The organism is Pseudorhodoplanes sp., assembly GCF_035565855.1.
Taxonomy (GTDB): Bacteria; Pseudomonadota; Alphaproteobacteria; order Rhizobiales; family Xanthobacteraceae; genus Pseudorhodoplanes.
In genome coordinates this window covers 1-23,028 of record NZ_DATMRX010000290.1, presented here as the reverse complement: position 1 = coordinate 23,028, position 23,028 = coordinate 1, and the positions used below count along the sequence as shown (strand labels likewise).

21 protein-coding genes are annotated in these 23,028 nt (G+C 63.2%); 12 read left to right on the top strand and 9 right to left on the bottom strand.

The features are described from left to right. The 6 genes from VN004_RS16740 to uraD form a co-directional block, all read right to left on the bottom strand. Window positions 1–310: hypothetical protein (locus tag VN004_RS16740; RefSeq protein WP_325612378.1), on the bottom strand; the 310-nt coding region annotated here is incomplete at its 3' end. A gap of 215 nt (window positions 311–525) precedes the next feature. Next, entirely contained in the window at window positions 526–3,993 is a 3,468-nt protein-coding gene (locus VN004_RS16735; protein WP_325612375.1) for an EAL domain-containing protein, read from the bottom strand. Window positions 3,994–4,171: 178 nt separating this feature from the next. Next, a complete protein-coding gene (locus tag VN004_RS16730; protein WP_325612373.1) occupies window positions 4,172–4,801 on the bottom strand; it encodes a glutathione S-transferase family protein in 630 nt (209 codons plus the stop codon). Window positions 4,802–4,854: 53 nt separating this feature from the next. After that, on the bottom strand, window positions 4,855–6,189 hold the full coding sequence (locus tag VN004_RS16725; RefSeq protein WP_325612371.1) for an amidohydrolase family protein: 1,335 nt from the start codon (window positions 6,187–6,189) through the stop codon (window positions 4,855–4,857). 75 nt (window positions 6,190–6,264) lie between these two features. Continuing rightward, window positions 6,265–7,245 (bottom strand): c-type cytochrome, encoded by a 981-nt coding sequence (locus tag VN004_RS16720; RefSeq protein WP_325612369.1) that lies wholly within the window; start codon window positions 7,243–7,245, stop codon window positions 6,265–6,267. Between the two features lies 1 nt (window position 7,246). After that, window positions 7,247–8,131 (bottom strand): 2-oxo-4-hydroxy-4-carboxy-5-ureidoimidazoline decarboxylase, encoded by an 885-nt coding sequence (gene uraD / locus VN004_RS16715; RefSeq protein WP_325612367.1) that lies wholly within the window; start codon window positions 8,129–8,131, stop codon window positions 7,247–7,249. A gap of 189 nt (window positions 8,132–8,320) precedes the next feature. Here uraD and VN004_RS16710 point away from each other — a divergent pair, with 189 nt between their 5' ends. The 12 genes from VN004_RS16710 (at window position 8,321) to VN004_RS16655 (ending at window position 20,704) form a co-directional block, all read left to right on the top strand. Beyond that, a complete protein-coding gene (locus VN004_RS16710; RefSeq protein WP_325612380.1) occupies window positions 8,321–8,881 on the top strand; it encodes a sigma-70 family RNA polymerase sigma factor in 561 nt (186 codons plus the stop codon). Continuing rightward, complete coding sequence (locus VN004_RS16705) at window positions 8,878–9,546, top strand: hypothetical protein (protein WP_325612365.1); 669 nt, start codon at window positions 8,878–8,880, stop codon at window positions 9,544–9,546. The genes VN004_RS16710 and VN004_RS16705 overlap by 4 nt, the downstream gene beginning before the upstream one ends. Window positions 9,547–9,609: 63 nt before the next feature. Further along, window positions 9,610–11,055 (top strand): S8 family serine peptidase, encoded by a 1,446-nt coding sequence (locus tag VN004_RS16700; protein WP_325612363.1) that lies wholly within the window; start codon window positions 9,610–9,612, stop codon window positions 11,053–11,055. A 120-nt stretch (window positions 11,056–11,175) separates the two neighbouring features. Further along, window positions 11,176–11,682 carry a thermonuclease family protein gene (locus VN004_RS16695; protein ID WP_325612361.1) on the top strand — a complete coding sequence of 169 codons (507 nt, stop codon included), beginning with the start codon at window positions 11,176–11,178 and terminating at the stop codon, window positions 11,680–11,682. A gap of 430 nt (window positions 11,683–12,112) precedes the next feature. Beyond that, a complete protein-coding gene (locus VN004_RS16690; protein ID WP_325612359.1) occupies window positions 12,113–14,431 on the top strand; it encodes a DUF4384 domain-containing protein in 2,319 nt (772 codons plus the stop codon). A gap of 140 nt (window positions 14,432–14,571) precedes the next feature. Then, on the top strand, window positions 14,572–15,327 hold the full coding sequence (locus VN004_RS16685; RefSeq protein WP_325612357.1) for an ABC transporter ATP-binding protein: 756 nt from the start codon (window positions 14,572–14,574) through the stop codon (window positions 15,325–15,327). Next, the gene (locus VN004_RS16680) at window positions 15,320–16,036 is read left to right on the top strand and encodes an ABC transporter ATP-binding protein (RefSeq protein ID WP_325612355.1); all 717 of its coding nucleotides are present in this window, start codon (window positions 15,320–15,322) and stop codon (window positions 16,034–16,036) included. Before VN004_RS16685 ends, VN004_RS16680 begins: the two co-directional genes overlap by 8 nt. Window positions 16,037–16,071: 35 nt before the next feature. Further along, window positions 16,072–17,298, top strand: a complete 1,227-nt coding sequence (locus VN004_RS16675) for an ABC transporter substrate-binding protein (RefSeq protein WP_325612352.1) — start codon at window positions 16,072–16,074, stop codon at window positions 17,296–17,298. Window positions 17,299–17,456: 158 nt separating this feature from the next. Next, window positions 17,457–18,344: a branched-chain amino acid ABC transporter permease gene (locus VN004_RS16670; RefSeq protein ID WP_325612350.1), complete on the top strand. Its 888-nt coding sequence runs from the start codon at window positions 17,457–17,459 to the stop codon at window positions 18,342–18,344. A 1-nt stretch (window position 18,345) separates the two neighbouring features. After that, the gene (locus tag VN004_RS16665) at window positions 18,346–19,317 is read left to right on the top strand and encodes a branched-chain amino acid ABC transporter permease (RefSeq protein ID WP_414710337.1); all 972 of its coding nucleotides are present in this window, start codon (window positions 18,346–18,348) and stop codon (window positions 19,315–19,317) included. Between the two features lie 88 nt (window positions 19,318–19,405). Beyond that, a complete protein-coding gene (locus tag VN004_RS16660) occupies window positions 19,406–19,858 on the top strand; it encodes an endonuclease domain-containing protein (protein ID WP_325612348.1) in 453 nt (150 codons plus the stop codon). Further along, window positions 19,859–20,704, top strand: coding sequence for an EamA family transporter (locus tag VN004_RS16655; protein ID WP_325612345.1), 846 nt, complete (start codon window positions 19,859–19,861; stop codon window positions 20,702–20,704). Here VN004_RS16655 and VN004_RS16650 read toward each other — a convergent pair. From VN004_RS16650 to VN004_RS16640, 3 genes are all read right to left on the bottom strand, one after another. Then, window positions 20,652–21,428: a TIGR04283 family arsenosugar biosynthesis glycosyltransferase gene (locus tag VN004_RS16650; protein WP_325612341.1), complete on the bottom strand. Its 777-nt coding sequence runs from the start codon at window positions 21,426–21,428 to the stop codon at window positions 20,652–20,654. The two genes, VN004_RS16655 and VN004_RS16650, sit on opposite strands and share 53 nt — an antisense overlap. Window positions 21,429–21,530: 102 nt before the next feature. After that, complete coding sequence (locus VN004_RS16645) at window positions 21,531–22,328, bottom strand: DUF3750 domain-containing protein (protein ID WP_325612339.1); 798 nt, start codon at window positions 22,326–22,328, stop codon at window positions 21,531–21,533. A 252-nt stretch (window positions 22,329–22,580) separates the two neighbouring features. Further along, window positions 22,581–23,028 (bottom strand): TIGR03808 family TAT-translocated repetitive protein (locus VN004_RS16640; protein ID WP_325612336.1); only part of this gene is annotated, 448 nt, incomplete at its 5' end.

Here is a 23,028-nt window from a genome sequence, read left to right as displayed (position 1 = left end):
TGTCGTGCGCCTGCGCCGCCGAGGCGAGAGTGTAACATACCGCTTCGATGGGAACATCCGGCGGCGGCGCGGGCGGCCCTTCGGGTTCGCGAAGCGCCTCCAGCTCCGCGGCGATCTCCTCCGCTGGAACCGGATTGATCGCGATATTCAGAACAACACGCTCAGCACTTCCATGGGCCGGCGCCTGCTCCGTCTGTTCGTATTGAGGCTCGATCGTCGAACGCCACCCTTCGATGTGATTTGCGTCAGACCCGAATTTCGTGGAACTTGTCGCGAGAACAACGCCAATGATCGTGAGCGCAAGCTTCATGCGCGCAGAATCTCCCTCTGCCGCAGCGGCTTACGCCGACCGGCAGTCACAATAGGTTTGTCCGCTGAGGTATCCCCTCGATGAAGTTTGCGTGATGCTGGGGAAAGCGGACAGTTTTGTGAAAATGCTGCGGCCGCGAAAAGGTCTTATCGAGAAGCGGGAACAAACGCGGCGCTGCATTTCCGCCGCATTTCGGAAGGCCCCGGCGGGCGCTGTCAGCCGTTGGCGACGGCCCGCCGCTCGCGCATCGGCCGCCCGGTAATTTCGGCATAATCCGAGATCGGCTGCGGCCGTCCGATCAGGTAGCCCTGCATCTCGTCGCAGCCCTCGCTCTGCAAAATGGCAAGCTGCGTCTGGGTCTCCACGCCTTCGGCCACGGTCGTCAGATTGAGGCTGCGCCCTAATCCGAGCACCGACCGCACGATGGCGCCGGACTGCGTGTTGCGTTCGAGATTGGCGATGAAGGTCTGATCGATCTTGATTTTGTCGAACGGAAACGATTGCAGATACGACAAGGACGAATAGCCGGTGCCGAAGTCGTCCATCGCGATGCGGATGCCAAGCGCCTTGAGGCGACGCAGGATGGAAATCGCGCGCGAGTAATCGTCCATCAGTGCGCCTTCGGTGATCTCCACCACCAGCCGATTGGGCGCGAGCCCCGTTTCCAGCAGCACCGCGTGCACCAGCGGCACGAAGTCCTGGTGGCGGAACTGGACCGGCGAGAGATTGATTGCGATCTGCAAGGGTTTGCGCCAGGTCGCCGCTTCACGGCACGCTTCGCGCAACACCCATTCGCCGATCTGGTCGATCAGGCCGCTTTCCTCGGCAAGCGGAATGAAGGTGTCGGGCGGGACGAAGCCGCGGGTGAGGTGATCCCAGCGCAGCAGCGCTTCGAAGCCGATGATCTGTCCGTTAACCCGCGCCTGCGGCTGATAATAGAGCTGCAATTCGTTGCGCGAGACCGACAGCGCGAGATCGGCCTGCAGAGCGCGACGGTCGTGCAGGACACGGTCCATATCCGCTTCGAAGAAGCGGATCGCGCCGCCGCCTTCCGCCTTCGCCCGGTAAAGAGCCGCGTCCGCATTGCGCAGGAGCGCGGCCATTTCGGTGCCGTCGGACGGATACATCGCCGCGCCGATACTCATGCCGATCCGCACCTTGCGTCCGTCGCAATCGATGTCGCCGCTCACGGACGACACCAGATGCTCCGCGAGGGCGGTTACGGCCGCGCGCGAGGGGTCGTCGACGCAGATCGCCATGAATTCGTCGCCGCCGAGGCGCGCCAGGAAGGTATCGCCCACCGCCCTGCGCATGCGCGCCGTGATTTCGAGCAGGACCTTGTCACCGGCGGCGTGGCCGTAAAGATCGTTGACCTCCTTGAAACGGTCGAGGTCGATGCACAGAAGCGCGAATTCCGCGTTGCGCGCTGCGGCCGTTTCGACGCATTCGGCAAGCTTCATGTTGAAGGCCGCTCGATTGGCAAGGTCGGTCAGCGGGTCGTGATGCGCCAGATGCGCGATGCGGGATTCGTTGCGCTTGCGTTCGGTGATGTCCTCGATCACCGTCAGCAGATATTCCGGCTTCTTGTCCTTGCCGAGGATGGCGACGCGCTTGGACGCAACGTCAATCAGGCGGTTGTCCGGCGTGCGGGTGGTATGGAAATCGACCTTGAGCACGCCGGCGCGCAAAGCTTCGTGGTCGCGGGCGAGGATGACCTCCGCCTGCTTCTTGTCGAAGATTTCCTCGGTGGTTTTTCCGATCAGATCGTCCTTCGGCACGCCCAGCAGATCTCCGCCGGCGCGGTTCACGAATATGTACCGTCCGGTGTGGGCGTCCTTGACCACCAGCATCTGCGGAATGCTTTCGACCACGGCGCCCAGCATGTTGCGGGCTTGCTCCAACTCGCGCTGGCCGCGCAGCTGGTCGGTCACGTCCTCGATGATGTTGAGGATATATTGCGCATCGCCGTCCTTGTCTGCGATGACGATGCGCTTGGAGGAGACGTCGCGCTCACGCCCGTCGAATGTGCTGACTTCGCGGCTCGCGATCGAAAGTGAGCCTTTCTGAATCGCCTCGTCGTCGCGGGCGCGAACGCGCGCGGCTTCTTCCGCCGGAAAGAGCTCGTCGGCCGTTTTCCCGACGACGACGTTGTTTGGGACGCCGAGAAGCTTCTCGCCGGCGCGATTGACGAAAGCGTATTGACGGGTCTTGGCGTCCTTGACGAGCAGAGTCTCGGGGATGTTCTCGACCATGGCCCGCAGCATGTTGCGGGTCTGCTGCAACTCTTTCTCGTCGCGGCGCCGCTCGGTGATGTCTTCATGCGTCGCGACCCAGCCGCCATTCCCGGTGGGTTGATTGGTGACGCAGAATGTACGGCCGTCGGCAAAGTCGGTGATCTTGGTCATCAACTCGCCGGCCGTCATCTTCCCTCTCAGTTCGGCCAGATAGGCATCGATGTCGTCGAAGAAGCTTCCCGCTGCGGCGCGCAGTTCGAGAACCCGCCGGATCGAAACGCCGGGTTTGATTTCCTCGGGCGGCAGGCCGTAAACCTCGATAAAGCGGCGGTTGCAGACGACGAGGTTCCCGTCCGCGTTGAACATGACGAGGCCCTGAATGATGTGATTGATCGCGGTGTCGAGGCGGTCATTCGCGTCTTCAAGTTCGGCGGTCTTTTCGGCAAGCCGGTTTTCGCGCTCGATGAGCGAGGCCTTGGACGCGGCGAGCTGGGCGAATTGCCGGTAAAGCGCGTAGATCAGCAGCAACGAGCAGATCAGCCCGAGCGCGGTGCCGGCGCCGATCGCCGTCGCTCGGTAGCGCCATGCGGCGAGCGCGTGTTTCAGCGACAGCCCGACATTGACGACGAGATCGGCTTCCTTGATCGGCTTGACCGAGATCAGCCGGACCTCGCCGTCGAACGACCCCGATGACTGAAAGAGGCCGCCTCCCTCTTTCATTACCTTGTACCATTGCGAGTTCGGGCTCGGCTTGCGGCCGGAGCTGTGAGAAATGTCGGGATAGCGCAGCAGGATGGTTCCGTCTTTGCGCATCAGGAAAAAGGCATGGTCCTGCATCGACGTCAGCGAGCGATAGATCTCGCGGAAATATTCGGGCTTCATCCCGGCGAGGATGACCCCGAGGAACTCGCCGTCGGTGCCGCTGATGCGCTTTGCGAAAAAGATGCTGTCGCGGCCGGTGAGCTGGCTGTTCACGACGTGGCTCGTGAACATTTTCGTGCTCGTATTGTCGCGCGCCTTGATGAAGTATTCGCGGTCCGACACATTCGTGCTGGTCACCGGATAATCGCGGGAGGAATTGACCCGGCGGCCCGTCTTGTCGATCAGCTCGATAAATTCGGTCTGCGGCAGACGCAGATCGCGATCGGCGAGTAGCGTGTGAACGATCCGGCTGTCGAAGATCTTGTCGTAATCCGCCGGGTTCAGGTCGACGCGCTTGGCGATCCGGTCGGAAATCTCGGACACGGCGATGTCGATCGCCTGCATCGCGCGCTCGGTCTGCTCGGCGAGGACCGTCGCGATATTGTTGGTGTCGTTGATCGCGTCGTCGATTGCGTCGTTACGCAACGCGAAGACGGTTGCGGCGATGGCAATTGCGGCGACGCCCGTTATGCCGAGCGCGGCAAGCAGCAATCCGTGAAATGAGACGCGCGGCAAAGAGGGCGACAAGACGTGCCACTCCCCGTTCTGGTTGTGGTTGCCTTTCTGGATATCCGCTCGTGGTTGCCGCAATGTTGAACAGCGACGCTCAATTCAGTTCGACGTGAATCAATGCTTACTGGGCAGTCGTCGCCGGAACCGGCGCCGCTTTGACTTTCGTTAACCGTGTCGCGGCGGCGCCTGAACTTTATGGCATCGGAATGTCGCCGACATCCTTCGGAACCTTGTAGCCGCGCTGAACGGCCGGGCGCTGGGCAATCGTGGTGTACCAGCGCTTGACGTTCGGGAACTTCGACAGGTCGATTTCCTGCCATTCGAAGCGGGACACCCACGGCCAGGTCGCGATGTCGGCGATGGAATAATCGTCCGCCAGGAACGCACGGCCCTCCAGGCGCCGGTCGAGCACGCCATAGAGCCGCTGCGCCTCTTTCGAATAGCGCTCCTCGGCATAGGTCGATTTACCCTTGTTGTACTTCACGAAGTGATGCACCTGGCCAAGCATCGGGCCGATGCCGCCCATCTGCCACATCAGCCATTCGATCACGCGGTAGCGGCCTTCGCCGTCCTTCGGCATCAGCTTGCCGGTCTTGTCCGCGAGATAGATCAGGATCGCGCCGGACTCGAAGAGCGACATGCCGTTGTCGTTGTCGACGATCGCGGGGATGCGGTTGTTCGGCGAGATCTTCAGGAAGGCGGGCGCGAATTGCTCGTCCTTGGAAATGTCGATCGGGTGCGCCTTGTATGGCAACCCGAGCTCCTCCAGGGCGATCGAGACCTTGCGGCCATTCGGTGTGGTCCAGGTATAGAGATCGATCATCGTTTCCTCGGTTCACGACTTGCTTCGACGTCTGCGCGCAAGCGGCCGTCTGTCTAACGCGGCACCGTGTTTTTCACCACCTTTCCGTCTTTCATGATGACGAAAAAGGTTTTCGCCGGATCGGCGATGAGCTGGATATTCTCCAGCGGGTCGCCATCGACGAGGATCAGGTCGGCAAGGGCGCCTTCCTCGACGACGCCGAGCTTGCCGGAATAGGGACTGCGCAATCCCGAGAGCGCCAGCAATTCCGCGTTGACCGAGGTCGCCATCTTCAACAGCTCAGCGGCGCTGTACCAGCGCGTCATCTTGGCGAGCATCGCGCCCTGACGATGCGCAAGCTGCGGCGAAAACAGAATGTCGGTGCCGAAGGCGGTCTTTAATCCGTATTTTTTCGCGAGCGCGTAGGCGCGATCGGTGCCCGCCACGACTTGCGCTTTCTTGTAAGCCTGGATCGATCCCGGCGGGAATTGCACCGCGTCTTCGTCATCGAGGAATGGTTGGATGCTCAGCCAGATGCCCTTGTCCGCCATCATCTTCGCGGTCGCTTCGTCCATGAGATGGCCGTGGTCGATGCATTTGACGCCTGCCGCGATGGCGCGCTGGATCGCGGCGGACGTATAGGCATGCACCGTGACATAGGTGCCCCAGTTCTCCGCTGCTTCGACGGCTGCCCGCAATTCGGCTTCGGTGAAAGTCGATACATCGATCGGAGAATGCGGGGAGGCGACACCGCCGCCCGCGGTCAGCTTGATCTGCGAGGCGCCGAGCATGAGCTGTTCGCGCACGCGCATGCGGACCATGTCGGCACCGTCGGCGATCATGGCGCCGCCAACGGATTCAACGCGGCTCAGCGGCGCGCCGAGCGCGCGGGGGATTTCATAGGTGTGGCGAAAGTCGCCGTGACCGCTGGTAATGGTGATCATCGCGCCGGACGGAAAGATGCGCGGTCCCGGAACGAGGCCTTCGTCGATCGCCCGTTTCAGTCCGAAAGCCGGGCCACCGAGATCGCGGACCGTGGTGAAGCCGCGCATCAATGTGTCGGTTGCTTCCGCCGCCGCGACGAGCGTCGTGTAATCGATATCGTTCACCATCACCGCCGCGGGACTGGGGCGCACCAGCATGGTGTGCCAGTGTGCGTCGATCAGGCCCGGCATCAGCGTGCGGCCGCCGCCGGCGATCACGACGCTCGCCGCATCCGCAGCAATCGGCGTGCTCGAAATGCGTTCGATCACGTTGCCTTTGACGAGGACATTGGTCGGCGCCGACAGCGCCGCGCTTTTGCCGTCGAACACACGCACATTGGTGAAGACCGTCTGCGCAAGCGCCGACGTGCAGCAGAGCCAGGCCGGAATAAGGATGCAGGCCAGTCGAGCCGGGAAGGTCTTCATGGTTCTCTCCTGTGCGCCCCGGACAGAGGTATCGCACAGGACGGCAGGTCCGGATACGGCGGCTGTTGCGCCGGCTCAGTTCTTCTTCTGCACGGCCTTCAGCCTGGCGAGCGCCGCTTCGATCGGGGCGTACGGCCCGAACATGTGCTGCCGCTGGGAGAAGCCGTCGGCATAGGGCCCATAGGGCGTGTCGACCGGCTTGTTCAGCAAGTCCGGGAAATCCTTTTCGCGTGCAGGATAGGCTGGCCGCGGCTGCGAAATGACGAAGGCTGCGACATCCCATGCCTCCTGCTGCGACAGGCGCGGACGGGTGTAGCTCGTGCCGTTCAGCATGTTGAAATGCACGAAGTTCGCCGCCGTGACGAGGCGCGCCATGCCGGCGCCGTCGTTGAACGAATCCGGTCCCCAGAGCGGTGGCATCAGATAGCCGAAATTCGGCAGTTCGCGGTTGCGCAGGACGCCCAGTCCATCCGGGCCATGACACATCGCGCAGGCCCGCGCATAGACCTGCTTGCCGCGTCCGGGATCGGCAGCGCGCGACCGATACGGCATGTGGCCGGCGCCGAGGCCGGTCAGGATTTCGCCGGGCTTGGTGCCGGTGGACAGAAACTTGATGTAGGCGACGAAGGCCTGCATCTCCGGCGAATCCTCGAGCAGCGCCTTGCCGTTCATCGACCGCAGCATGCAGGAATTGATGCGATCCTGGATCGTGATTTCGGAGCCGGACCGCGCCGAATATTGCGGGAAGCGATCCCACAGGCCCCACAAAGGCAGGCCGAATTTCTTGGTGCCGGCATTGAGGTGGCAATTGGTGCAGGCAAGATTGTTGCCGGCATACCGCTTCGCTTCGTCGGGCACCGCAGGGCCGATATGGGCGTAGGTGGCGGTCACGAGATCGCGGCCGCGCCGCACAAGACGGCCGTGCTCGTTATCCGGCAGGGCGCCGATTTCCGGGACCGACCATGTGGGATCGGCAGGCGCATTCACAAATTGCGCAGTCGCCGCGCTGGAGAGCGCCGCAAGCAGCGCGAGGCCGAAGACGAGACCGCGCCGCATCTCAGCTCCCGCGATAGGTCGAATAGCTCCACGGCGTAACCAGAAGCGGCACGTGGTAATGGCCTTCGGGTTCCGCGATCGAAAAGCGGATGGGCACGACATCGAGGAAGGGCGGCGCCGATTGCGCGACGGCATTCTCGGTGAAGTACTGCGCCACATCGAATTGCAGTTCGTAGGAGCCGATCCGCAAGGGTTCGCCCGCGATCAGCGGCTCATCGGTGCGGCCGTCGGCATTGGTGACGCTTTCCTTCAGGAGCGAGCGAGCGCTCGCGCCGACTTCATAAAGAGTGATCTTCACGCCCTGCGCCGGCTTGCCGCGGACATTATCGAGAACATGGGTGGATAGCCGCCCCTCGGTCTTTGGCTTGCCGGGACCGTCGACCCGCGCAACGAGACGCAGCCGGGTGATCAGCGCGATCTCATCGAGCGCGGCCTTGCGTTCGGTATCGGGATCGTTGGCAAGCCGCCGCTCATACTCACGCAGGATCGAGTCCCGCGTATGCCGCCGCACGCAGATGATGAAGGGGATGCCGAACTTGTCGGCATAGGCAGCATTGAGTTCCGAGAATTTCTTGAACTCCGCGTCGCTCAACCGGTCGAGGCCGAGCGAGCCTTGTTCGGCCTGGGAATCCGCGGTCAGGTCGAGCCGCCGTACCTTGGAGCCAAGCTCGGGATGCGCGCGGATGAAAGCGAGCTGCCGCTCCGGCGGGCTCGATCGCACCACGCCCATCATTGCGTCGTGCAGTGCCGCGACGCTGGCAAAGGGTCGATGCCCGAAGGCGGCGTCGGCCACCCACGAGGCGTGTTCAAACACGTCACCGACGGCGCCCGAAAAGGCCGGCAACGGAAGCGAATTCAGCGATTCCAAGGTGAATTTCTGGCTCATGGCCCGTCACAATAGCCGATAACGGTTGAAAAGCCATTGATAACAATGACGAAATTCCCCTATTGGGAATATTGCCCCGCTGGCGTAGGAAAGGCTGGGGCACTTTTTCGGCCCCGCCCAAAAATTCGCTCACATCCAATTGAACCGGGTCCGGGTCTCCCGCGACCAAACCATGAGCCGGCCGTCCCGATGCAGCAGACATCAGACGAAGTCCTGATCCAGCGTATCGCAGGCGGTGACCGGCTTGCCATGCAGGTGCTGTTCGCGCGGCATCATGTACGGGTCTACCGGTTCGTCCTTCGCCTGGTTCGTAACGAGTCCACGGCCGAGGATCTGATCAGCGAGGTCTTCCTCGATGTCTGGCGTCAAGCCGGGCGCTTCGAGGGCCGCTCCGCGGTTTCGACCTGGCTGCTCGCCATCGCGCGGTTCAAGGCCCTTTCGGCCCTCCGGGGTCGCAAGGACGCAGAACTGGACGATGAAGTTGCAGAGGCGATCGAGGATGACTCCGACACCCCCGAAGCCGCCATGCAGAAGAAGGATACGAGCGTAATCCTGCGGAAGTGCATCGAAACGCTTTCGCCGGAACATCGGGAGATCATCGATCTCGTCTACTACCACGAGAAGTCCGTGGAAGAAGTCGCAGAGATCGTCGGGATCCCGGAGAATACCGTCAAGACGCGCATGTTCTATGCGCGCAAGAAGTTGGCGGAATCCTTGAGGGCGGCAGGAATCGAAAGAGGTTGGCCATGAACACGACAATGAACAAGGCGCCAGAGCGCGAAGAGATCGAACTGCTGCTGCCCTGGTATGCCGCAGGAACGCTGAGCCGCCGTGACACCCAGCGGGTCGAGCAGGCGCTCGCCAGCGACAGCGAACTCGCTCGTCAATTCGAGATGGTCCGCGAAGAACTCGGCGAGACCATCGGGGTCAATGAATCGCTTGGGGCGCCATCGCAGCGCGCCATGAAGGCGCTGTTCGAGAAGATCGACGCCGAGCCGGTCCGCACGCCATCGGTTTCCGTCAGCCTGATGGCCCGCGTCTCCGAATTCATGGCAAGCCTCTCGCCCCGCACGCTTGCTTATGCAGGCGGTGTCGCGGCCATCGCGCTCCTGTTGCAGGCGGGCGTGATCGGCACGCTGGTCGGCGAGCGCACCGGGCGTGCGCCCGATCTCGCCTCGGCGCCGGCCAGTGTGGCGGTGACCTCGGGCGTGGAAGCGCTGATCCGGTTCTCGCCGCAGGCGAGTGCCACCGACATCACCGAGTTCCTCGATGCCAACAAGGCCACCATCGTCGGTGGTCCCGCGGACGGCTTCTTCCGGGTCCGGGTTCCGGCCAAGACCGAGCAGACTGCCGAAATCGTGAAAAAGCTCGGCGAGAGCAAGGTGATAAGCTTCGCCGTTCCCGCCACGAAATAAGGTGGGTCACGCAGCGCTTCGTTTCCGGAGCGCTGCGCCTGCCGATCGAGCGGAGGCCTGATCATGCCACTCAACCGCCACGTCGCGATCGTCGCCTCGGCTGCCGCCCTGGCCGGTCTGGTGTCCGCCTTTGCCGGTCCGGCGCTCGCTCAATCCCGCGACAATTCGTCCGCGCGCGGCTTCCAGATGCAGAGCGCGCCGGCCAATCCGCAGCCGGCAAAGCAGGTTCGGCAGAAACGCGCGAGCGAAGCGCAGGCGCGTCCGGAACCGGTCAGCGCGCCGGTGCAGTCCTCGAATTCTGTTCAGCCCACACCCGGCGTCGATGAGCCGGTGATTCCGGCCCCTGGCCGTCGCAGCAGCGGTTTGCCCGCCTCGGGCGAGCGCCGCTTCGTCTCGAACGAAGTGGTGATCGAAGTCGCCGGACGTCCGAGCGAGCAGGAAGTGCAGGCGCTGGCGCGGCGGCACCGTTTGAACCGTGAGGAATCGCAGGTCTTCAATCTCAGCGGCACCACGATGTTCCGCTGGACGATTCCGGACGGCCGCAATGTCGCGGCCGTGATCCGCGAGCTCGAAGCCGATGCAAATATCCTGTCCGTGCAGCCGAACTACCGGCACACGCTTCAGCAATCCAGCACCGGGCAGGGCATCCAATACGCCGCCGAAAAGCTTCACCTGCAAAGCGCGCACGCGCTCGCGCTCGGCAAGCGCGTCCTCGTTGCGGTGATCGATTCCGGAATCGATGCGCAACATCCGGAACTCGAAGGCACGATCGAAGATATGTTCGATCCTGCCGGCGGCGGCACGCCGCATAGCCACGGCACCAGCATTGCCGGCGCAATCGTCGCGCAATCGAAATTGACCGGCGTTGCTCCGAGCGCCCGTATCCTTGCAGTGCGCGCGTTCGACCCGGTCGCGGGAAGCGCGGAAGGCACGACGTTCAACATCATGAAGGGTCTCGAATGGGCGACGCAGAAGGGCGCGCGCGTCATCAACATGAGCTTCGCGGGTCCGCAGGATCCGATATTGGCGCGCATGCTCGCTGCGGCCGGCAAGCGCGGCATCGTGCTGGTCGCTGCGGCCGGCAATGCGGGGCCGAAATCGCCGCCGCTGTTTCCGGCGTCCGATCCGAACGTGATCGCGGTGACGGCGACCGACGCGGAGGACAAGCTGTTCCAGGGTTCCAATCGCGGGCACCACATTGCTGTCGCGGCGCCCGGTGTCCGGCTGCTGTTGCCGACCCCCGGCGGCAGCTATGACATGCTCACCGGCACCTCGTTCGCCGCGGCTCACATCAGCGGGATCGCCGCCCTGATCCTCGAGCGCGATCCGACCCTGTCGCCGGACTCGGTGCGCCGCGTACTTTTATCGACGGCGCGCGATCTTGGGCCACGGGGACGCGACAAGGATTTCGGCGCGGGACTTGCGGATGCGTTCGAGGCCTTGCGCTCGCTTGGCGAACGGTCCGATGCCGTTGCCGGCAGCGCCCCCGCACAAGGCGACGGCCGATAGACGTTGCGACGGTTCAGCCTGAAGAGAGCCCGACAGACGGCATCTGTCGCCATTGCGATCAGCCTTTCGCTGATCGGCGTTGCTTTTGCGCAAGGACAAGCGGGACCGCTGCCGGTTCGCTTGTCCGACGGCGACTCCTTCGTGCTCGGGAACGAACGCTATCGCCTGTATGGCATCGACGCCCCCGAACTTCATCAGCAATGCACCGATGCCGCCGGAAAGTCCTGGCCGTGCGGAATGCGGGCCCGATCGGAACTTCGCCGGATCATCGGAACCAGTCCGTTGCAATGCCGGAAGCTCTCGGTGGATCGCTATGGCCGTCATATCGCGGTCTGTCATGCGCAGGGCCGTGACATCGCCGCCGAGATGGTTCGCGCTGGTTTCGCCATCACCCTCGAAGGACGCGGCAGAGCGCGTACGTATGAAGACGCGCAGGCCGATGCACGCGCCGCCAAGCGCGGAATATGGGCGGGACATTTCGATCCGCCGAACGCCTGGCGCAGGGCCAATCCGCGCGACTCCGACGCAGGCCAGCGCGCCGAAACGCCGCTCGAATGGCTGCAGCGCAAGGCGATCAGTCTCTGGCAGCTTCTGGAAAGCTGGCTGCGTTCCCTGTTCAGCCGTTGACGCTCGTTGTCGGCTTCGACCGATGAACCTGCCGCGCCTCTCACGCGACCAATGTATGCACAGCGATAGCGGCGCCGCTCCCCCAGCGGCTTCCGCCCAACGTGTGACCGGCGCACGCGCCCCTTCCACCCTGTGCCGGTCCGCTTGACCCGTCCGGCTTGTCCCCGCCGGGCGGGTCTATTTTTTTATTCGTTTGCGAACAGATCAGCCTCAAGCGTCAAACGAAATGTGATGACCGTCCGGGTTTTGCGCCTGCTTTTTGATGTTCAGGGTGCCAATAGAATTGCGATAAGATCGGAACGGATCCGCTGCCCGTTTAGGAAAGCATCACGTTGTCTTTGCAATTGAACGCGTTGCCCCCAGCCATACACAAACAGACGACACGGCGTGTCACGCCGCGCGTCGCAACGATTTGCAATGGGAGACCACTATGAGCGGTCGTCAACGAGTAAGTAACCCGATCCAGGGGTTGGCTGTCGCGGCCGTTTTCGGCCTCGGCCTGTCCCTGGGCGGTGCTGCTCATGCAGCTCCGCCGAGCGATCCTGCCGCCAAGGCGGCCTATGACGTTCTTCAGAAACACTGCGCTCGCTGCCATCAGAACGGTCAGCTCAGTCAGAAGGATTTGGACGGCGTCGAACACAAGCGCGAGAATGCAGCCAGCAACTTCGGCAACATTCTTGAGCTTGAGGAAATCGCGTCGAATCCTCATTACGTGCTGCCGGGCAACGCCAAGGCGTCGCGGATCTTCACGGAAATCATCAACGAGAAGATGCCCTATGACTGGGCGAACGGGCAGGGCAAGTTCGATCCGGTTGCGCCGGAGGAACTCGCCGCGCTCGAAGCGTGGATCGACGGTCTGAAAAAGAGCTGCGATCCGAAAGCCTATGTCAGCCATTCCGACATGATCGGGATGATCGCCGCCGACATCGAGCGCGAACGCATCCAGCCGCGGCGCAAGGGTCTTCGTTACCTGACGCTCACGCATCTGGCCAATGCCTGCACCGACGAAAAGGCGATGAAGGTCTATCGTCAGGGCGTCATCAAGCTGCTCAACAGCCTGAGCCGGTCACCCGACGTCGTTCGCTTCCAGGCGATCGATCCGGGCGAGACGATTATCCGCGTCAATCTCGACGAGCTCGGCTGGACGTCGGAGGACTGGGAACTGGTCCTGAAGTCCTACCCGTACAAGATGCAGCCCGACACCAGCTTCAAGAATCTCCTGGTCTCGGCCACCGACAGCAAGATGCCGTATGTGCGCGCCGACTGGTTCGCCTACACGGCCTCGCGCCCCGGCATGTACGAGAAGCTTCTGAAGCTTGCGCCTGACTTCAACAAGCTCACGAAGGAAGAAGGCGTCGACATCGAAGCCAACCTGAAGAAGTTCATCGCCCAGCGCGCCGGCTTCCAGGTGTCGGGCGTGAGCCGGAACAACCGCCTGATCGAGCGTCATCCCTCGAAGCACGGTTACTTCTGGACCTCGTATGACTTCGGCGGAAACAAGGACAGGCAGAACCTGTACGAGCACCCGCTTGGCCCCAAAGGCGAGAACGCGTTCAAGCATGACGGTGGCGAAACCATCTTCAGCCTGCCGAACGGCTTCCAGGCCTATTACCTGAACACGGCCGACGGCAAGGCGCTGAACACCGGTCCGACCAACATCGTCCAGGACAAGCGCGCCAAGGACCTTGCGGTCACCAATGGCATCTCCTGCATGGGTTGCCATGAGTTCGGAATGATCAAGGCCAAGGACGAGATCCGCAAGATCGCGCTCGGCGGTCCCGGCGGCAGGGCGTTCTCGCGCGCCGAACTGCGGGAGATCGATGCGCTCTATGTCGAGAACGAGAGGATGGACAAGATCCTCGACGGCGACGCAAAGCGCTTCCAGGATGCCATGTATCGCGCCGGTCTCGATCCGAATCTCAACCTCAACGGTATCGAGATGATCACCGCGCTGTCGCAGCGTTATGAGCAGGACGTCGACCTGACCATGGCTGCGGCGGAGCTCGGCATGACCAAGGTCGAGTTCGAGCAGGCGACCGCCGGCGGCTTCAAGCCGGAGCTGATCCCGACCGTCCGCCGGCTCAAGCAGAACTCGCTGCCGCGCGACCAGTTCGAGGCGAAGTATCGCCAGCTGGCCGAACTCGGCGAGGAGGAACCGATCGACGACGGCGTCGCGGCCAACGATCCGGCGCCGAACAACGGCGGCGGCAGTCCTGCGGAGAAGAACGGAATCGCCAAGGTGAAGACCGACGTCGACTTCGCGCTGACCTCCGACAAGGATGTCTACAAGCTCGGCGAGACCCCGATCTTCACCGTGGTCTCCTCGAGGGACTGCTTCCTGACGCTGACCAATATCGACGAAAAGGACACCTTGACCGTCCTCCTGCCGAACAAGTTCCAGCAGGACACCCGGATCAAGGCCGGTGTCCCGGTCAGCTTCCCGGGTGCCAAGGCGCCGTTCATCTACAAGCTCGGCGACAAGGGCAAGGAAACGGTGATGGCCGTGTGCAGTGACAAGCCGGAAGTCGATGGCATCAAGCATGACTTCGACAAGGCGCCGCTGACCACGGTCAAGAACAACACCCGGTCGATCGGCGAGCGCCTGCAGAAGCAGGGCCCGACCCGCAAGATCGTGGTCCTGCCGGCCCAGGGTGGCGGCAAGGTTGCCGAGGGCCCGGGCAAGGGCGAAGCGCCAAAGGCGTCCGGCAGCGACATCCAGCGGACCGCGATCAAGATCGACGTTCGTTGACGCAAACCAGGCCGCCGCCAGGCGCGGCGGCCTGCCCAATAAGAAAGCCCGCCCGTGATTTTTCACGGGCGGGCTTTACCATTTCAGCGGGACGTGCAGACAATGCCGAAGGGGCAGGGCGTTGGGCAGGCGTCGCAGGCATGAGTGGCGAAATCATTCTCGAAACGCATAACCTGACAAAGGAATTTGCGGGCTTCGTCGCGGTCAATGGCGTCAATCTGAAGGTGGAGCGGGGAACGATCCACGCTCTGATCGGGCCGAACGGGGCGGGCAAGACCACCTGCTTCAACCTCCTGACCAAATTTCTCAATCCGACGCGCGGCCAGATCGTCTACAAGGGCCGTGACATCACCGCGATGCAGCCCGCCGACATTGCGCGGCTTGGGATCGTGCGTTCGTTTCAGATATCGGCCGTATTCCCGCACCTCACCGTCCTGGAGAATGTCCGCGTTGCGCTGCAGCGCAAGCGGGGCGGTTCGTTCGACTTCTGGCGGTCCCGCAGTGTGCTGAACGAATTCAACGACCGCGCCTTGTCGCTGATCAATGACGTCGGCCTGTCCGGCTTTGCCAATGTCCCAGCGGTGGAATTGCCGTATGGACGAAAGCGGGCGCTGGAAATCGCAACGACGCTCGCGCTCGATCCGGAGATGCTGCTGCTCGACGAGCCGACGGCGGGCATGGGCCACGAAGACATCGATCGCATCGCCGCGCTCATCAAGACGGTATCAGCGGATCGCACGACGCTGATGGTCGAGCATAATCTTTCCGTGGTCTCGAACCTGTCGCACAAGATCACCGTGCTGACCCGCGGTCGCATCCTCGCCGAAGGTGACTACGCGACGGTGTCGAACAATCCCGAGGTCCGCGAAGCCTATATGGGGACCGGCCATGCTTGATCCCCGCGTCGCGCTCCTCGCCGTCGAGAATCTCCAGGCCTGGTATGGCGAGTCGCACATTCTGCACGGCGTGAACTTCGAAGTGTATCCGGGAGAGGTGGTGACCCTGCTCGGACGCAACGGCGCCGGAAAGACCACGACGCTGAAATCGATCATGGGCATTGTGGCGAAACGCACCGGCTCGGTCCGCTTCGAGGGCCGCGAACTGATCTCGCTGCCGTCGAACCAGATTGCACGGGCGGGCATCGCCCTGTGTCCCGAGGAGCGCGGAATTTTCGCCAGCCTCTCGGTCGAGGAAAATTTGATGCTGCCGCCGGTGGTCAAGCCGGGCGGGCTGCCGCTCGATCGGATCTTCGAGCTCTTCCCGAACCTCAAGGAGCGGCTCGGATCGAGCCAGGGCACCAAGCTGTCGGGCGGTGAACAGCAGATGCTGGCGATTGCCCGTATCTTGCGCACTGGCGCGCGCCTGCTTCTGCTCGACGAGCCGACCGAAGGGCTTGCGCCCGTTATCATTCAGCAGATCGGCAACACCATCCGCGCCCTGAAGGCGCAGGGCTTCACGATTTTGCTGGTTGAGCAGAACTTCCGCTTCGCCGCGACCGTCGCCGACCGCTATTATGTGATGGAACACGGACGGGTAGTAGACAAACTGCTCAGTTCCGAGCTCGAACAAAACCTGGATAAGCTTCACGATTATCTGGGCGTATAACGGCGAATAAACGCCATAAGAAGGAGGAGGAACGAATGTCACGTCTTTCAGCAAGGCACGCTCTGAGCGCTGCTGCATTCGCGGCCGCACTGGGCTGTGGCAGCGCGCTCGCGCAATACACTGACGGCGTCATCAAGATCGGCGTCCTGAACGATATGTCCGGCACCTATTCCGATCTGTCGGGCCAGGGCTCGGTGATCGCCGCCCGCATGGCGGTCGAGGATTTCGGCGCCGCCGCCAAGGGCATGAAGGTCGAGATCGTCAGCGCCGATCACCAGAACAAGCCTGACGTCGGATCGAACGTGGCGCGCACCTGGATCGACGTCGACAAGGTCGATGTGATCGTCGACGTGCCGACCTCCTCGGTCGCGCTCGCGGTCAACCAGATCGTCAAGGACAAGAACAAGGTGTTCCTGGTCTCCGGCGCCGCGGCCTCCGACCTCACCGGCAAGGCCTGTACGCCGAACACCGTCCACTGGACCTACGATACATGGGCGCTGGCCAACGGCACCGGCAACGCCATCGTGAAGACCGGCGGCGACACCTGGTTCTTCCTCACCGCCGACTATGCCTTCGGTCATGCGCTTGAGCGCGACACCTCGGCGGTGGTCGAGAAGAACGGCGGCAAGGTGGTCGGCAAGGTCCGCCATCCATTCCCGGGTCAGGACTTCTCCTCGTTCCTCCTTCAGGCGCAGACTTCGAAGGCCAAGATCATCGGCCTCGCCAATGCCGGCGCCGATACGACGAATGCGATCAAGCAGGCCGCGGAATTCGGCATCGTTCAGGGCGGCCAGAATCTCGCGGCGCTCCTTGCCTTCATCACCGACGTGCATGCGCTCGGCCTCAAGACCGCGCAGGGCCTGGTCATGACCGAGGCCTGGTACTGGGACCTGAACGACAACAACCGCGAATTCGCCAAGAAATTCGCGCCTCAATTCAAGGGCGTTCATCCCACCATGGTGCATGCCGGCGTCTATTCCGCCGTCACGCATTACCTGAAGGCGGTCGAAGCGCTGAAAAGCGACGCCGATGGCGCCAAGGTGGTCGCGAAGATGAAAGAGATGCCGACCGACGACAAGTTGTTCGGCAAGGGCGAGATCCGTCAGGACGGCCGCAAGATCCACCCGATGTATCTGTTCGAGGTGAAGAAGCCGTCGGAATCGAAGGGCCCGTGGGATTACTACAAGGTCCGCGCCACCATTCCGGCCGATCAGGCGTTCCGTCCGATGAGCGAGGGAGGCTGCCCGCTCGTGAAGAGCTGAGCTCTTGTCCCTCCCCCTGAAGGGGGGGAGGGTGGTCGCTTGCGCAGCAAGCGACCGGGTGGGGGTCGTTGGTTCGAGCGGTTTTGACCCCCACCCGCCGAGCTTCGCTCGCCGACCTCCCCTTTCAGGGGGAGGTAAGATGCCCAGGACGTACATCCATGTTCGAAATCTTCGGCATTCCCTCGCAAGCGCTGTTCGGCCAGCTTCTGCTCGGCCTGATCAACGGCTCGTTCTACGCGCTGCTCAGTCTCGGGCTTGCGGTGATCTTCGGAATGCTCAACATCATCAATTTTACGCACGGCGCCCAATACATGATGGGCGCCTTCGCCGCGTTCTTCCTGCTGCAATATTTCGGCATCAACTATTTCCTGGCGCTGCTCATCGCGCCGATCCTCGTCGGGATCACCGGCATCATCATCGAACGGCTGTTTCTGCGCTGGCTGTATCATCTCGACCATCTCTACGGCCTGCTTCTCACCTTCGGTCTCGCGCTCATCATTCAGGGGCTGTTCCGCCAGCAATATGGTTCGTCCGGCCTGCCGTATCAGGTGCCGGACATGCTGACCGGCGGCCGCAATCTCGGCTTCATGTTCCTGCCGAATTACCGCGCCTGGGTCGTGGTGTTTTCGCTCGTCGTCTGTTTTGTGACCTGGTTCGTGATCGAGCGCACGCGGCTCGGCGCCTATCTGCGGGCAGCCACCGAAAATCCGACGCTGGTGCGCGCCTTCGGCATCAATGTGCCGCTGATGATCACGCTCACTTACGGGTTTGGTGTCGGCCTCGCCGCGCTCGCCGGCGTGATGGCCGCGCCGATCTACAGCGTCAACCCGCTGATGGGCGCCGACATCATCATCGTCGTGTTCGCGGTGGTGGTGATCGGCGGGATGGGCTCCATCATGGGCGCCATCGTCACCGGTTTCACGCTGGGCGTCGTCGAGGGCCTGACCAAGGTGTTCTTTCCGGAAGCCTCGAACACCGTGATCTTCGTCATCATGGCAATCGTACTCCTGATCCGTCCGGCGGGTCTGTTCGGAAGGACCGCCTGACATGAGCCAGGAAGCGATCACAGCCCCCATCGCGCCGGCCGCGGCCGAACGCTCGCGCAGCGAGATGATCGGCTTCGTGGTCCTCGCCGCATTCGTCATTGCAGCGCCGCTCTTCATCTATCCGGTCCTGATGATGAAGATCCTGTGCTTCGCGCTGTTCGCCTGCGCCTTCAACCTGCTGATTGGCTATGTGGGCCTGCTGTCGTTCGGGCATGCGCTCTATTTCGGGTGGGCGAGCTATGTCTCGGCTTATGCGGCGAAGAGCTGGGGCGTCACCCCGGAACTTGCGGTGATCCTCGGCACGCTGACCGGAGCCGGTCTCGGGCTTGTCGCGGGCGCCATCGCGATCCGCCGGCAGGGAATCTACTTCGCGATGATCACGCTGGCGCTTGCGCAGATGATGTATTTCTTTGCGGTGCAGGCGCCCTTCACCGGCGGCGAGGATGGCATCCAGGCGGTGCCGCGCGGCAAGCTGTTCGGGCTCATCGATCTTGGCAACGCCGTCAACATGTACGCCTTCGTTGCGGTGATCTTCCTCGGCGGCTTCTTGCTGATCTATCGCATCATCAATTCGCCGTTCGGCGAAGTGCTCAAGGCGATCCGCGAAAACGAGCCGCGGGCCATCTCGCTTGGTTACAAGACCGATCGCTACAAGCTTCTTGCCTTCGTCCTGTCGGCGGCGTTGTCCGGCACCGCGGGCGCAACGAAGGCGCTGGTCGTCCAGCTCGCCTCGCTGACCGACGTGCACTGGACGATGTCGGGCGAGGTCGTGCTGATGACGCTGGTCGGCGGGCTCGGCACCGTGTTCGGACCGGTTGTCGGCGCCTTCGTCATCATCGCGATGCAGAATTATCTCGCCGAATTCGGTCAGTGGGTGACCATCATCCAGGGCACGATTTTCGTGATCTGCGTGCTGCTGTTCCGCCGCGGCATCGTCGGCGAAATCGCAGCGCTCCTGCGGATCAGGTTGTAGCGCGAGGTGCATGCTGTTGCTTCCCTCTCCCCATTGGGGGAGAGGGTGGTCCGGCCGCAGGCCGGACCGGGTGAGGGGGCTTTGCAGGATGGTGCGGTACGAACGTCCCCCGCTGGCCACGTCGCGCGCGCGCTCGATGCGGCGCGAGATGACCGACGCGGAAAAGAAGCTTTGGTTCCTCCTCCGAAGCCGCAGGCTCGGAGGTGCGAAGTTTCGACGCCAGGCACCGATCGGCCCGTATATCGCTGACTTTGTTTGCCTGAGCAGGAAGCTGGTCGTCGAAGCCGATGGTGGACAGCATTACGCTTCGGGCAATGACGTTCAACGCGACCGATGGTTCGCGCGCGAGGGATATGTCGTCCTTCGATATGCGAACAACGATATCCTCGCCAATCCCCAAGGTGTGCTGACCGATCTCGCATCGAAACTGGCAGCTCCCCCTCACCCGGTCTCGGCTCGCTCCGCGAGCCTCGACCACCCTCTCCCCCGGAGGGGAGAGGGGAAGAAGCGTGCGCCCCGCGCGGAACAAGGGCCGGGATAGTTGGACTCCTTCGTCTTTGCCGCCGTGCTGTTCGCGGCCGCCTGTCATGCCGGCTGGAATGCCGCGATCAAGACCGGACTCGATCCGCTCTCGTCCACCGTTCTGATTACGACCGGCGCGGGCCTCGTCTCGCTCGTGCTGATGCCGGTCGCGGGGCTGCCGCCGGCCGCGGCCTGGCCCTGGGTGATCGCCTCGGTCGTCGTCCATCTGTTCTATTTCATCGGGCTCAGCGAGGCCTATCGCACCGGCGATCTCGGACAGGTCTATCCGCTGGCGCGCGGTTCGGCCCCGCTGATGACCGCAGGGCTTACCGCGCTCCTCCTTGGCGAACGCATCCATGCGACCGGCTGGACCGGCATTGCGGTGCTTGCGGCGGGCGTCCTTCTTCTGTCGCTGCGCGGCGGGCGCCTGCGCGAAAAGCCGGACCGGCGTGCGATCTTCTTCGCGTTGTTCACCGCGCTGACGATCTGCATCTATTCCGTCGTCGACGGCATTGGCGGCCGCGTCGCCGTCGATCCGCATCCCTATACGCTCGCCATGTTCGTCGGGAATGCGCTGGTCATGCTTGTCTATTTCGCGATCCGGCGCGGCCCGTCCGGCATCGCGCCGATGCTGCGCGCCTGGCCGACCGGGTTCGTCGGCGGCAGCCTGCAGCTTATGTCCTACGGGATCGTCATCTGGGCGATGACGCGCGCGCCGATCGCACTGGTCGCGGCCTTGCGCGAGACCAGCGTGTTGTTCGGCGCGCTGATTGCGCTGGTGTTGCTCAAGGAGCCGCTGCGGCCGGCCCGGCTCATCGCGGCGTTGATGATCGTGGCCGGGCTTGTGCTGATCCGGATGAGCTGACCGCGGGCGATGTCTCGACTTGTGTTTGCGCATAGCGCGCCGCAAGCCGCTCCGGCTTGACGCCCATCCGGTAACGGACGCGCATCGCGGTCTGGTCGCGCAGCGTCTTCCACACGCCGTCGCGGTCATAGCGCTCGCCTGGCACGGTGACGCGCGAGGTCACGCAGATCGGCGGCGATATCGCACGCAGCCGCTCGCATAATTCGACATCCTCCATCACCGGAACATGAAGGAAGCCGCCGATCCGGAAAAAGGTCTCGCGCTGCACGAAGATCGCCTGGTCGCCGGTGGCGATGCCGCTCGCCCGCGAGCGCCAGTTGAGATAGCGCGCCACGAGCGGCAGCAGCATGTGCCGCCCGGCGATCCGCAGATCGAATCTGCCCCACACCGCGGTGTCGCGCGCGCGGCCATACATCACCTGGGTATCGGCATCGGGCGGTAATTGCGTTTCCGGCCGCAGGAACAGGAAGATGAATCCGTTCGCGACCTTGGCGCCTTCGTTCATCTGCTGCGCGAGGCCAGGCGCCGACTGGATGACCTGATCGGCGAGCGGGCGCGCCAGCGCCACGGTGTCGTCGCGCGAGCCGCCGTCGACCACGACAATCTCGGTATTGCGCTCGCGGAACGGCTTGAGCGCCTGCAGCACGCGCGTAATCGTGCGCGCATGGTCGCGGACCGGCACGATGATCGATAGGGTCGGCGGCGATTTGCGCGATGTGGCCATGCTCCCCCTTAAGCTCGATCGTACGATGCGACGATAGGCGCGACCACAAACGGCTTCGGTCTCGTCACCCGACGCAACGCACGAATCAACGCTGACGCAAGCTTACTTGGATGGCGCCAGCGCCGCATTGGCGGTCGAGGAGGGCAGGCCGATCCGGCCGAACCCCGGCAGTTTCAGCGCCGGATCGCGGATATCGAGGCCGGCGACAAGCCCGCCCAGATTGAACTCGACGCCTTCCACCCAGCCGACTTTCACGCCGAGCAGCCCGTACAGACTTGCCTCCACCCCGGTACGGCTGTCGGTCCAGCCTAGATACGGCCCCGGCCGGAAATCGCGGCCGATCGCGTTCGGCGGCAACGTGGCCTGTATCTCGGGGATGTCACGGAGGATCGCGGCGACGAAGGAATTGCTGTTCGGACCAGGCCACAGCCGATAGTCGCCGTAATTGGCGTAGCGGTAATCCTTCACGGCCTTTTCGATTGCCGGGATGATGGCTTCGGCTTCGGCGCCCTTGAGATCCGCAACGACCGTCGGCGCCGAACCATACCAGCGTCCGTCGGGCGCCCAGCCATTGAGCCGCACCGGATTGCCCCAGCCGACGACGTCGTAGCGTGTCCAGCTCCGGGCGCCCGCGCGCTTGAAGACCACCCAGCTATGCACTGCGACGGCGCCTTTCAGTCCACCGGTTCGGCCCGAGAGAAACAAGACGCGCGCCTCCGGATGCGCCGAGGCCGCGGGGAGCGCGCCGATGCTCGACCAGTCGGCGTTGCGCCAGCCGCTCGGCCGGTCCTCGAAGGCGAACAGGGCAGCGCGTGCGGCAATCGGCACGAGAAACAGGGCGAGAATGGTCAGCATCAGGATCTTGCGCCAGGACCGGCGCTGCGGCAGCGGGGACTCCATGGCTTCACAGCTAAGAAGAGGTTTGCGGCTGGACAAGGGCGGTTATTGCTGCCGTCCGGGATGTCTTGCCCTTGCCGTTGCCACGTCCTGTTGCTGCACCTCTCCCCGCTGTGCGGGGAGAGGTCGACCGCATGAGCGAAGCGAATAAGGTCGGGTGAGGGGCCGGCCCGGAAGGAACGCAAACTCAACCCTCACCCGGCTCGCATTCGCTCGCCACCCTCTCCCCGTAAGAACGGGGAGAGGGAAAGAACATCACCGCACGCGGTTCCCGCTCAGCGTCACGTGCGCGTGCCGGCCGACACCATCCTTCGTCATGTCGCCGGTGACGCGCTTGTCCCATTCCATGCCGACCACCGCGCCGTTTTTCGCTTCCGCGATCAGATTGTCGGTGATCAGCGCGGTGCCCGAGCCCGGCACGACGCTGACCGCAATCCCGACACCGGCGCCGCGCATGACGTTGTCGCTCACGATCACGTCGCGCAGATACGGACCGTAACCGATCTCGATCCCCGCGGTCGGCGCGTGCTCGATGACGTTGCCAGTCACCACGCTGTCCGCCGCGATGCCGATGCCGATGCCGTTTCCATTGCCGACCGGCAGAAGATTGCGGATCAGGTTGCCCTGCACCACCGCAAGGCGGCCGCCGACATCGAAATTGGTCACCGAGATGCCGATGGTTGCGACGTCGACGGTATTGCCG

Bases quoted from the DNA above. Each gene is read 5' to 3' on its own strand.
- VN004_RS16730 (WP_325612373.1), bottom strand. From the start codon at position 4,801: ATGATCGATCTCTATACCTGGACCACACCGAATGGCCGCAAGGTCTCG.
- VN004_RS16725 (WP_325612371.1), bottom strand. From the start codon at position 6,189: ATGAAGACCTTCCCGGCTCGACTGGCCTGCATCCTTATTCCGGCCTGG.
- VN004_RS16720 (WP_325612369.1), bottom strand. From the start codon at position 7,245: ATGCGGCGCGGTCTCGTCTTCGGCCTCGCGCTGCTTGCGGCGCTCTCC.
- uraD (WP_325612367.1), bottom strand. From the start codon at position 8,131: ATGAGCCAGAAATTCACCTTGGAATCGCTGAATTCGCTTCCGTTGCCG.
- VN004_RS16710 (WP_325612380.1), top strand. From the start codon at position 8,321: ATGCAGCAGACATCAGACGAAGTCCTGATCCAGCGTATCGCAGGCGGT.
- VN004_RS16705 (WP_325612365.1), top strand. From the start codon at position 8,878: ATGAACACGACAATGAACAAGGCGCCAGAGCGCGAAGAGATCGAACTG.
- VN004_RS16700 (WP_325612363.1), top strand. From the start codon at position 9,610: ATGCCACTCAACCGCCACGTCGCGATCGTCGCCTCGGCTGCCGCCCTG.
- VN004_RS16690 (WP_325612359.1), top strand. From the start codon at position 12,113: ATGAGCGGTCGTCAACGAGTAAGTAACCCGATCCAGGGGTTGGCTGTC.
- VN004_RS16685 (WP_325612357.1), top strand. From the start codon at position 14,572: ATGAGTGGCGAAATCATTCTCGAAACGCATAACCTGACAAAGGAATTT.
- VN004_RS16680 (WP_325612355.1), top strand. From the start codon at position 15,320: ATGCTTGATCCCCGCGTCGCGCTCCTCGCCGTCGAGAATCTCCAGGCC.
- VN004_RS16675 (WP_325612352.1), top strand. From the start codon at position 16,072: ATGTCACGTCTTTCAGCAAGGCACGCTCTGAGCGCTGCTGCATTCGCG.
- VN004_RS16670 (WP_325612350.1), top strand. From the start codon at position 17,457: ATGTTCGAAATCTTCGGCATTCCCTCGCAAGCGCTGTTCGGCCAGCTT.
- VN004_RS16665 (WP_414710337.1), top strand. From the start codon at position 18,346: ATGAGCCAGGAAGCGATCACAGCCCCCATCGCGCCGGCCGCGGCCGAA.
- VN004_RS16660 (WP_325612348.1), top strand. From the start codon at position 19,406: ATGGTGCGGTACGAACGTCCCCCGCTGGCCACGTCGCGCGCGCGCTCG.
- VN004_RS16650 (WP_325612341.1), bottom strand. From the start codon at position 21,428: ATGGCCACATCGCGCAAATCGCCGCCGACCCTATCGATCATCGTGCCG.
- VN004_RS16645 (WP_325612339.1), bottom strand. From the start codon at position 22,328: ATGGAGTCCCCGCTGCCGCAGCGCCGGTCCTGGCGCAAGATCCTGATG.